The sequence below is a fragment of the Pseudoduganella aquatica genome, assembly GCF_009857595.1.
Lineage (GTDB): Bacteria > Pseudomonadota > Gammaproteobacteria > Burkholderiales > Burkholderiaceae_D > Rugamonas > Rugamonas aquatica_A.
This window is the reverse complement of the sequence record NZ_WWCU01000055.1, coordinates 19,744-28,088: the sequence shown is the minus strand read 5'-3', so window position 1 is coordinate 28,088 and position 8,345 is coordinate 19,744. Positions and strand designations below refer to the sequence as shown.

Here is an 8,345-nt window from a genome sequence, read left to right as displayed (position 1 = left end):
CCCAGCGCGGCGCCGGCGCCGGCGCCGGTGGCCGTGCCGCGCTGGGTGGCCGACATGTCGGCGCAGCCGGTGCTGGCGATGGCCAGCGCCAGGGCGCCGGCCAGGGCGCCGCTCAGTTTTTTCTTGCTGATTTGCTGCATGGTGACTCCTTTACGCTAAATGCCGCGTCCGCTTATCAGGCGCAGCAGGATCATGATGACCGCCACTACCAGCAAAACGTGGATGAAGCCGCCGATGGTGTAGGAAGTCACCAGGCCCAGCAGCCAAAGTATGATCAGTACAACCGCGATGGTATAGAGCATGATAGTGGTCCTCTCGTGTGGATGTTGATGTTGGAAGCTTCAGTATCGGCGTTGATGCAGTGCTTATCTGTACGGTGCCGTACATACAGGAAAATTTCCTAGCCGTGACGCAGTTCGCCTTTCACCACGCGCACGCGTTCGCCCTGCTGCCAGTTCGGCGCGCTGCGGTGGAAGGTGCGGTAGCTGCCGTCGTCCATGCGCACCTTGATGGTGTAGCTGCGCGTGGCGCGCATATTGCCTTCCACCTGGTTGCCCACCACGGCGCCGCCCACCGCGCCCGCCACGGTGGCCAGCTGGCGGCCCGTGCCGCCGCCGATCTGGTGGCCCAGCAGGCCGCCCACCACGGCGCCAGCACCGGCGCCCAGGCCGCTGCCCTGGGCGCGCGTGCTCACTTCGCGTACGGATTCCACCACGCCGCAGCTCTTGCACACGGCAGGTGCGGCAGGCTCGGCCTGCGCCACGCGCTGCGGCTCGGCGGCGGGAGCGTAGCCGCCGCCCGCATCGGCGCCGGAGCGGTTCGCCGGCGGCGGCACCGGCGTCAGGCTGGAGCCGGGGCCGGGGCCGGGGTGGTAGCCGGGATAGGACGCCTGGCCCTGTGCCTCTGGCAGCGGCGCTGCGGCGGCCTGGATGGGCAGCTCGGCCTGCGGCGATGGCGTGCTGTTGGAGTTGGGCAGCCAGCCCATCACTGCGGCGATGCCCACGCTGCAGAACAGGATGACGGCAACGGCCGCAGCCAGCAGCAGTGGATGGTTGGTGCGCAGGGAGGTGGTGTTCATGATGGTTTCCTTAACAGTCTGATGCGTAGGATTTTCTCCCCGCGGCCCGGCTGGTTCAGTGCGTCAGCGTACATACACCGCTATTCATTGCCGCTAATCTGAAATTCACGATAAAGAAACGATAATTATTCCCATCCCATGGACTTGACCTTCGCCTCCGCACATAGCAGCATGCCGCCGCCGGACTTCGGCAACCGGCTGCTGGCCAGCCTGCCCGAAGACGATTTGCTGCACCTCGATTCGCTCTGCGAGCAGGTGCATGTGGACGTCGGGGACGTGCTGTACGAGCCGGGCCAGGCCATCCAGTACATCTACTTCCCCAGCGACAGCCTGATTTCCCTGCTGGCCGTGGCGGAAGGGCGCATGACGCTGGAAGTGGGCTCGGTGGGGCGCGAGGGCATGATAGGCGCGTCCGTGGCGCTGGGCCATCGCTTGGCGCAGGTGCGGGCCGTGGTGCAGCGCGCCGGGCACGCCAGCCGCATCCAGGCGGGCGATTTCTGCGCCGAGTTCGGCCGCATGGAGTCGCTGCAGCGCCTGCTGTACCGCTACACCGATACCTTGCTGGCGCAGGCGATCCAGATTGCCGTGTGCAGCCGCTTCCATGTGCTGGAGGCGCGGCTGGCGCGTTCGCTGCTCATTACGCGGGACCGGCTGCAATCGGAGAAATTCCACCTGACGCATGAATTCCTGGCGCACGCGCTGGGGGTGCGGCGCGTCGGCGTGACCAAGGCGGCCAGCGCATTGCAGAACCAGAAGCTGATTACCTACAGCCGGGGCAATATCGAGATACTGGATTCGGCCGGCCTGGAGGCCGTGTCCTGCCGTTGCTACGAGATGGTCAAGGACACGGGGAGTATCGGTATGGCTAACGTGTTTCTGTGAAAGCCGGCGGGGATTAACGCGGTGGCTTGTTGACCTGGTTGCCGATCACGCCGCCCACTGCCGCGCCGCCCACGGCGCCGACCGCGCTGCCGCCGGTCAATACGGAACCGGCCACGCCGCCGACGGCCGCGCCGACCGCCGTGTTTTTATCTTGCTGGGACATGCCCGCGCAAGCGCTCAGGGACAGGATGGCGGCGATGGCCGCGAGGTGTTTGATGGTGTTCATGGTGGTTCTCCTTGATGGTTGGGGGGATTACTTGAGACGCATGTCGTTCGTTACGCTTTTCACGCCGTTGATGCTGCGCGCGGCCGCCACTGCCTTGTCGATTTCCTCTTGCGAGGACACGAAGCCGCTAAGCTGCACGGCGCCCTTGTAGGTCTCCACGTTGATTTCGGAGGCTTTCAGGTCCGGCTGGTTCACCATTGCGGCTTTGACGTTGGCGGTCAGCACCGTATCGTCGAGATACTCGCCGGTGCTTTCCGAGGTGCTCGTCGATGCGCAGCCCACCGTGGCGGCCAGCAGCAGCGCGCCAAGCAGGGCAGGGAGGGATTGCAGAGGTTTCATTGTTGGCTCCTTGTGGTGTGGCGCCTGGAGCGGCGCTTGCTACAGGATCAGCGTAGCGCTTACCGGCCGATTGTTCTGTACGCCACCTCACGCTGGAGCAAAGCTGCCTATTGTTTCCGCACGGGTTTGCCTTTCAGCGTCTTGCCGGGCGGCGGCGCCACCGGCTTGACGCGCGCCTGCGCCAGCAGCTTGCCGCATTCGCTGTCCTTGCCGGGGCCGGTGTTGATCAGCGGCAGCAGCGCCGCCACCGGGGCCGCCGCCACGGCCAGCGCCAGCGCGCCGCCGGCCTTCAGGGCCAGCACGCCCTTGTCCACGCTCACGTCCGGCTGCTTGAAGGTGCCCGTCACATACAGCGGCGAGCGCAGCGTGATGATGCGCAGGCCTTTGCTGTCGGGCTTGAGCGTCAGGTTCAGCTGCTCGCTGGCCAGGTTGACGCTGCCGTTCACATTGATGACGGCGTCGTCGGTGTCGATGATGAACTCGCGCGTCTGCGCCAGGCCTTTGGTGACGGCGAAATCGGCCGCCATGCAGTTGAGCTTGACCTGCTTATCGCCGGACAGCTTGGTCAGCACCACGTTGCCCAGGTTGAGCCCCATCTGTTCCAGCAGCAGCTTGCTGATGCTGCCCTGGTTGATCAGCGCCTTCAATTCGCCGTTGGAGCCGGCCAGCAGGGTGGCCACCGAGTCGCCGGTGGCGCTCAGCGAGGCGTCGCCGTTGATCTCGCCCACGCTGGCCTTCAGGCCGTCCAGCGTGGGGAACAGTTCTTTCAGCTTGAGATGGCGCGCGGTGGCTTTCAGCTCGGCGCGGATGGCGTTCTTGTCGGTGCGGCCGCTGCCGTCCAGCTTGACGTTGGAGGCCAGCGTGCCGCCGGCCCAGTCGAAATTGAGCGGCGTGAGCGCCAGCACGCCGTCCTTCAGGTGGATGTCGGTCTCCAGCTTGGCGATCGGCAGCTGGTGCTCGCGCACGATGCGGTCGGCCTTGAATTTCACGTCGGCGTCGATGCTGGTCCAGCGCTCGGTGCGGAATTTTTCCACCGGCAGCACTTTGCCGCTGGGCTGCACGGCCGGCAGGCCGCGCGCTTCCTTGCTGGCGTTGGAGTCGGCCCCCACCAGCGGGCCGAGGTCGGCAAACTGCAGCAGGCGCGAGTGGACGTTGCCGCTCAGGTAGCCGCGCGGCTGCTTTTGCTGGTATTCCATATGGCCGCTGATGTCGCTGGAGCCGACCTTGCCGGTGAACTTGTCGTAGGTGTAGTGGCCGCTGTCCTTGCCCAGCGTGGCGCTCAGGTGGCCCGAGGTGGTGAAGGGCGGCGTCTCCGGCAGCACGATGCCGGTCAGCGCGTACAGGCGCGCCATGCTGGGCGCGGACAGGGTCAGCTTCATGTCCAGCGCGGCCAGCGCGGCGGGCTTGGTCAGCGTGCCTTCCACGGCAATGCGGGTGCCGCCCAGGTTGACGTCGGCCGCGATCGGGTAGGGCGCGGTCTGCTGCTGCAGCGACAGCACGGCGCCGGCCTTGCCGCCGCCGCTGACGGGCGCGCCGCGCCACTGCCCCTTGAGTTTCCAGGACACGCCGTACAGCGGGTCGGCGTTGATGGTGTCGATCTCGGCGGTGGCGTCGGCCTTGGCCAGCGCGTCCTTGTAGTGCACGGTGCCCTTGGTGAACACCACGCGCTGCAGGTCCAGGCGCCATGGCGAGGGCTTGTCCTTTTTGTCGAAGGTCCAGTTGTTGCGGCCGTCTTCGCCGCGCTGCAGCAGCACGGACGGGGTTTCAAAACGCAGCACCGGAATCGAAATCTCCTTGCCCAGCAGCGCGAAGGGATTCAGCGAGAAGGAGAACTCGCCCACGCTGGCCATCTCGGCCGGCTCCATGCCGGCGGGATTGCCGAGGTGGACGTCGCGCGCCACCAGGTGGGGCCAGGGCAGGTGGTCGCGCCAGCTGCGCTCGCGTTCGGGCACGATCTGTTTTTCCCACGTCAGCGCCAGGTTGCCCTTGATGGCGAAGGGGCGGCCTATGGCCTCGCTGGTTTTTTCGCTGAGCCAGGGCCGCGCGCGGTTCCAGTCGTAGTTGAGCAGCACCACCAGCGCCACGGCCGGCACGGCCAGCACGGTGGCGCCGATGGCGAGGGCGATTTTTGTCTTTCGTGGCATGGGCATGATGCGGCCTTTCTTTGTGTTCTATGTTTATACGCGCAGCCTACACCACGCGTCGCGGCTGCAATGTGCGGCACCGTACTGAATGGTTTCCTGGGAACGCTTATAACGTTTACACATCGCAACCATCAAGGAGAATAACAATGAACACACCGCTGCGTAGGCAATCCGCCGCCGCCCTTTGCGGCCTGGCCCTGCTGGTGATTACCGGCTGCGCCAGCCAGAAGACGCCCGCCACCGCCGATGTCGCCGTGTCGCGCGCGGCAGTCGACAGCGCCACCTCGTCCGGCGCGGCCGAACTGGCCCCGGCCGAGATTGCGTCGGCCCGTGAAAAAATGCTGCGCGCCAACCAGGCGCTGGCCGCCAAGGATTACCAGGCCGCGCGCGACCTGGCCACGCAGGCCCAGGCCGATGCGCGCCTGGCGCAAAGCAAGGCCAACTCGGCCAAAGCCACCGCCGCCGCCGACGCGCTGCAGGAAAACATCCGCGTGCTGCGCGAAGAGCTGGACCGCGCCAACACCACCACCGTCAAATAAGCAGGAGGCCACCATGAAAAAATCCATCTTCCAACCCGCCGCGCTGGTGCTGGCGCTGGCCGCCGCGCTGGGCGCCTGCAGCTCGGCGCCCACCACCACCAGCTTGCTGGACCAGACGCGCGGCGACTATATGGCTGCGCAGAACAACCCGGCGGTGGCGCAGTATGCCCAGGCTGAGTGGCGCCAGGCCACGGCCGCGCTGGACCGCGCCAACGAAGCGGCCGCGCGCAAGGAGAATGCCGCCGAGGTCGACAAGCTGGCCTATCTCGCCAAGCAGCGTATAGGCGTGGCGCAGGAAGTGGCCAAGCAGAAGGGCGCCGAGGCGTCGGTGGCCGATGCGGCGCGCCAGCGCGACCAGCTCCGCCTGGATGCGCGCACCGCCGAGGCGGACCGCGCCAAACGCGGCGCCGAGCAGGCCCAGGCCGAGGCGGAGGCCGCCAAGGCGCAGGCCGATGCGGCGCGCATGGCCGCCGAGCAGCAGGCCGGCGCCACGCGCGAGGCGCAAGCCAAGGCCGATGCGCTGGCGGCACAGCTGGCCGAGCTGCAAGCCAAGCAAACCGAACGCGGCATCGTCATCACCTTCGGCGACGTGCTCTTCAATACCGACCAGGCCGTGCTGACCGAAGGCGGCCAGCGCACCATCCGCAAGCTGGCCGACGTGCTGCAGCAGAACCCGGACCGCAGCGTGATGGTGGAGGGCTTCACCGACAGCACCGGCACGTCGTCGCACAACCTGGAGCTGTCGCAGCGGCGCGCCGAGGCGGTGCGCAGCGCGCTGATGGCCATGGGCGTGGCAGGCACGCGGGTGGCCACGCGCGGCTACGGCGAAGCCTATCCAGTGGCCGGCAATGACTCGGCGGGCAACCGCCAGCTGAACCGTCGCGTGGAGATCGTGCTGTCCGAAGCGGGCCGCCCTGTCACCTCGCGCCAATGAACTTTTGAAAAGGACGCATCATGGTTGAATCGACAGTAACCCCAGCATCCCCTGCACCGGCAGGCATCGATACGGCCGCCATCCGCGCGGCAGCGCAGAATTTGGCGGACGGCCCGGTGACGGCCGGCTACAAAGGCGACCGCGAGGCGGTGATCAAAATGCTGAACGGCGCGCTGGCCACCGAGCTGGTCTGCATTCTGCGCTACAAGCGCCACTACTACACGGTCACCGGGCGCGACAACGCCGGGGTCAAGGCCGAGTTCCTGGAGCACGCCACGCAGGAGCAGGAGCACGCCGATTGGCTGGCTGAGCGTATCATTCAGTTGAACGGCGAACCTGATTTCAATCCGGCAACATTGCTCGATCGCAGCCATGCCGAGTATGATGAGTCAGCGGAGGTGCAATCGATGGTGCGCGCCAACCTGATCGCCGAGCGCGTCGCGATTGAAAGCTACCGCCAGATGATAGAGCAGATCGGCGAATCGGACCCGACGACGCGGCAACTCTTGATCAAGATCATGGCGGTGGAGGAAGAACACGCCGACGATATGCGAGACTTGCTGGAATAGAATATTTTTTTTGCTGTACCGTTTCAACCCACCATAACAACAGGAGTCCATCATGCTTGAAAATAACATCAGTACCGTGAACAACGACGTGAAAACCCTGGTCAAAGACGCCCAGGCCCTGTTCACCGCCGCCACCGCGCTGACCGGTGAAAAGGCCGAGGAACTGCGTGGCCGCGGCATGCGCGCGCTGGACACGGCGCTGGCCAAGGCCCACGAAGCGCAGCAAAGCGCGGTTGCGGCCGGCAAGCAAATGGCGCAGTCGACCGACGCCTATGTGAAAGAAAACCCATGGCGTTCGATCGCCCTGGCAGCCGGCGTCGGCCTGCTGGTGGGCGTGATCCTGGGCCGCAAGTAATTGCGCGTGCCAGGAGCTGAAATGGAGCAACCCGCATCGCACGCCCCTGGCTTGATCGGCTCGCTGGCCGGTGTCTGCCGCAACACCGCGCGGCTGATACTGTCGCGCATAGAACTGGCCGCGCTGGAGCTGTCCGAGGTGCGCGAGCACCTGGTGCAGCTGTCGGTGGTGTTTGCGCTGGCGCTGGTGGCCGGCTGGTTCGCGGTGGCGTTCACCACCGCCACTGTGGTCTACCTGGCGTGGGCCGCGATAGGCTGGAAAATCCTGCTGATCCTGGCAGTGGCGTTCGTCCTCATCACCCTATGGCTGGTGATGATGGCGCGCGCCCTGCTGCGCCAGAACAAGCTGGGTTTGCCCATGACGATGGCGGAGCTGAAAGGCGACCGCGACATGCTGCTGTAACGTGCCAAGGAATGATCGATGACCAAGGAAGAACGCGCGGCGCACGCCGCCGCCAAGGAGAAGCTGATGCTGGAAGGCCAGCTTTACCGCGTCAGCGTGGTGCACGCCAAGGCCCAGCTGGGCAATGCGCTGCGGCCGGACGCACTGGTGCACGGCGCCATCGAGCACGCGCTGGGGGCGGTGCAGCACCGTTTCGCCGGCTTGTTCGGCGGCCATGGCGGCCGTGATGGCGCGGCGGGCGAGGGCGGTACGGCCGCCCTGGGCGGGCTGGCCAGCCTGGCCGGCATTATTGGCGTGGTCAAAGGCATGGGATTGACGCGGGCGCTGCCGATGGCAATCCGCGTCGGCTCCTTCGTGGCGCGCCGCCGCCTCGTCAAGCCGGTGCTGGTCGCCGGCGTGGCCGCCCTGGCGGCCGGCCTGTGGCTCTCGCGGCGCAAGCCATAAGCACTGTAGATAAAGCAAAACGCCGCGATCATCGCGGCGTTTTTTTTGAGCCGGCGGCTTACTGCCCGCTGGTGTCGTACACGGCCTGGCGCGGATTGTTGGCATTGGCCAGCTGCTGGCGCATATTCCCCATATCCGCCACATAAGTGGCTTGCGCTTCCTTCAGGCAATCGGCGCGTTCAGCCTGCTCCATCTGCTTGCAGGCGGTGCGCGCCTCGGCCAGCGCGGCATTGATTTCCTTGCGCAGCGTGGCCAGCTGCTGCGCTTCGGTGCGGTCAGGCTTGGTCCAGCGGGCGGGATCGCCGTGCCGCAGTTCCTGGCGCTGGTGCTTCTCCACCTCCGGCGGCGTGACCTGTGCCTGGGCCGCGCAGCAGGCGGCCAGCAGGCCTAAGACGAGAGTGCGTTTCATGATGGGCTCCTTGTGCATGCGGCC

At 66.2% G+C, this 8,345-nt stretch carries 13 protein-coding genes and 1 pseudogene; 7 read left to right on the top strand and 7 right to left on the bottom strand.

The features are described 5' to 3' along the window. The 3 genes and pseudogenes from GTP77_RS31425 to GTP77_RS27770 all read right to left on the bottom strand — a co-directional run. Nucleotides 1-140: pseudogene (locus tag GTP77_RS31425) on the bottom strand (OmpA family protein); the annotation flags it as partial. A gap of 15 nt (nucleotides 141-155) precedes the next feature. Further along, nucleotides 156-302 carry a lmo0937 family membrane protein gene (locus tag GTP77_RS27775; RefSeq protein ID WP_161075394.1) on the bottom strand — a complete coding sequence of 49 codons (147 nt, stop codon included), beginning with the start codon at nucleotides 300-302 and terminating at the stop codon, nucleotides 156-158. 98 nt (nucleotides 303-400) lie between these two features. Then, the gene (locus GTP77_RS27770) at nucleotides 401-1,078 is read right to left on the bottom strand and encodes a glycine zipper 2TM domain-containing protein (protein ID WP_161075393.1); all 678 of its coding nucleotides are present in this window, start codon (nucleotides 1,076-1,078) and stop codon (nucleotides 401-403) included. Between the two features lie 138 nt (nucleotides 1,079-1,216). Between GTP77_RS27770 and GTP77_RS27765 the strand changes: the two genes are divergently transcribed. Then, complete coding sequence (locus tag GTP77_RS27765; RefSeq protein WP_161075392.1) at nucleotides 1,217-1,960, top strand: Crp/Fnr family transcriptional regulator; 744 nt, start codon at nucleotides 1,217-1,219, stop codon at nucleotides 1,958-1,960. 13 nt (nucleotides 1,961-1,973) lie between these two features. Here GTP77_RS27765 and GTP77_RS27760 read toward each other — a convergent pair whose 3' ends face one another. From GTP77_RS27760 to GTP77_RS27750, 3 genes are all read right to left on the bottom strand, one after another. Continuing rightward, nucleotides 1,974-2,186 (bottom strand): YMGG-like glycine zipper-containing protein, encoded by a 213-nt coding sequence (locus tag GTP77_RS27760; RefSeq protein WP_161075391.1) that lies wholly within the window; start codon nucleotides 2,184-2,186, stop codon nucleotides 1,974-1,976. A 27-nt stretch (nucleotides 2,187-2,213) separates the two neighbouring features. Then, entirely contained in the window at nucleotides 2,214-2,525 is a 312-nt protein-coding gene (locus tag GTP77_RS27755) for a BON domain-containing protein (protein WP_161075390.1), read from the bottom strand. A gap of 107 nt (nucleotides 2,526-2,632) precedes the next feature. Further along, entirely contained in the window at nucleotides 2,633-4,675 is a 2,043-nt protein-coding gene (locus tag GTP77_RS27750; RefSeq protein WP_161075389.1) for an AsmA family protein, read from the bottom strand. Between the two features lie 140 nt (nucleotides 4,676-4,815). On the opposite strand from GTP77_RS27750, the gene GTP77_RS27745 reads away from it, so the two are divergent. From GTP77_RS27745 to GTP77_RS27720, 6 genes are read left to right on the top strand one after another with little or no spacing between them, the layout of a single operon-like run. Next, nucleotides 4,816-5,208: a DUF4398 domain-containing protein gene (locus tag GTP77_RS27745; protein WP_161075388.1), complete on the top strand. Its 393-nt coding sequence runs from the start codon at nucleotides 4,816-4,818 to the stop codon at nucleotides 5,206-5,208. Between the two features lie 13 nt (nucleotides 5,209-5,221). After that, nucleotides 5,222-6,142, top strand: coding sequence for an OmpA family protein (locus GTP77_RS27740; protein ID WP_161075387.1), 921 nt, complete (start codon nucleotides 5,222-5,224; stop codon nucleotides 6,140-6,142). A 20-nt stretch (nucleotides 6,143-6,162) separates the two neighbouring features. Further along, nucleotides 6,163-6,711, top strand: a complete 549-nt coding sequence (locus GTP77_RS27735) for a ferritin-like domain-containing protein (RefSeq protein WP_161075386.1) — start codon at nucleotides 6,163-6,165, stop codon at nucleotides 6,709-6,711. 52 nt (nucleotides 6,712-6,763) lie between these two features. Beyond that, nucleotides 6,764-7,066, top strand: a complete 303-nt coding sequence (locus tag GTP77_RS27730; protein WP_057155779.1) for an ElaB/YgaM/YqjD family protein — start codon at nucleotides 6,764-6,766, stop codon at nucleotides 7,064-7,066. A 21-nt stretch (nucleotides 7,067-7,087) separates the two neighbouring features. Beyond that, nucleotides 7,088-7,468 (top strand): phage holin family protein, encoded by a 381-nt coding sequence (locus GTP77_RS27725; protein WP_161075385.1) that lies wholly within the window; start codon nucleotides 7,088-7,090, stop codon nucleotides 7,466-7,468. An 18-nt stretch (nucleotides 7,469-7,486) separates the two neighbouring features. Beyond that, nucleotides 7,487-7,912: a hypothetical protein gene (locus tag GTP77_RS27720; RefSeq protein ID WP_161075384.1), complete on the top strand. Its 426-nt coding sequence runs from the start codon at nucleotides 7,487-7,489 to the stop codon at nucleotides 7,910-7,912. Between the two features lie 58 nt (nucleotides 7,913-7,970). On the opposite strand, the gene GTP77_RS27715 is transcribed toward GTP77_RS27720, so the two are convergent. Beyond that, a complete protein-coding gene (locus tag GTP77_RS27715; RefSeq protein WP_161075383.1) occupies nucleotides 7,971-8,321 on the bottom strand; it encodes a hypothetical protein in 351 nt (116 codons plus the stop codon). Between the last annotated feature and the right edge of the window lie 24 nt (nucleotides 8,322-8,345).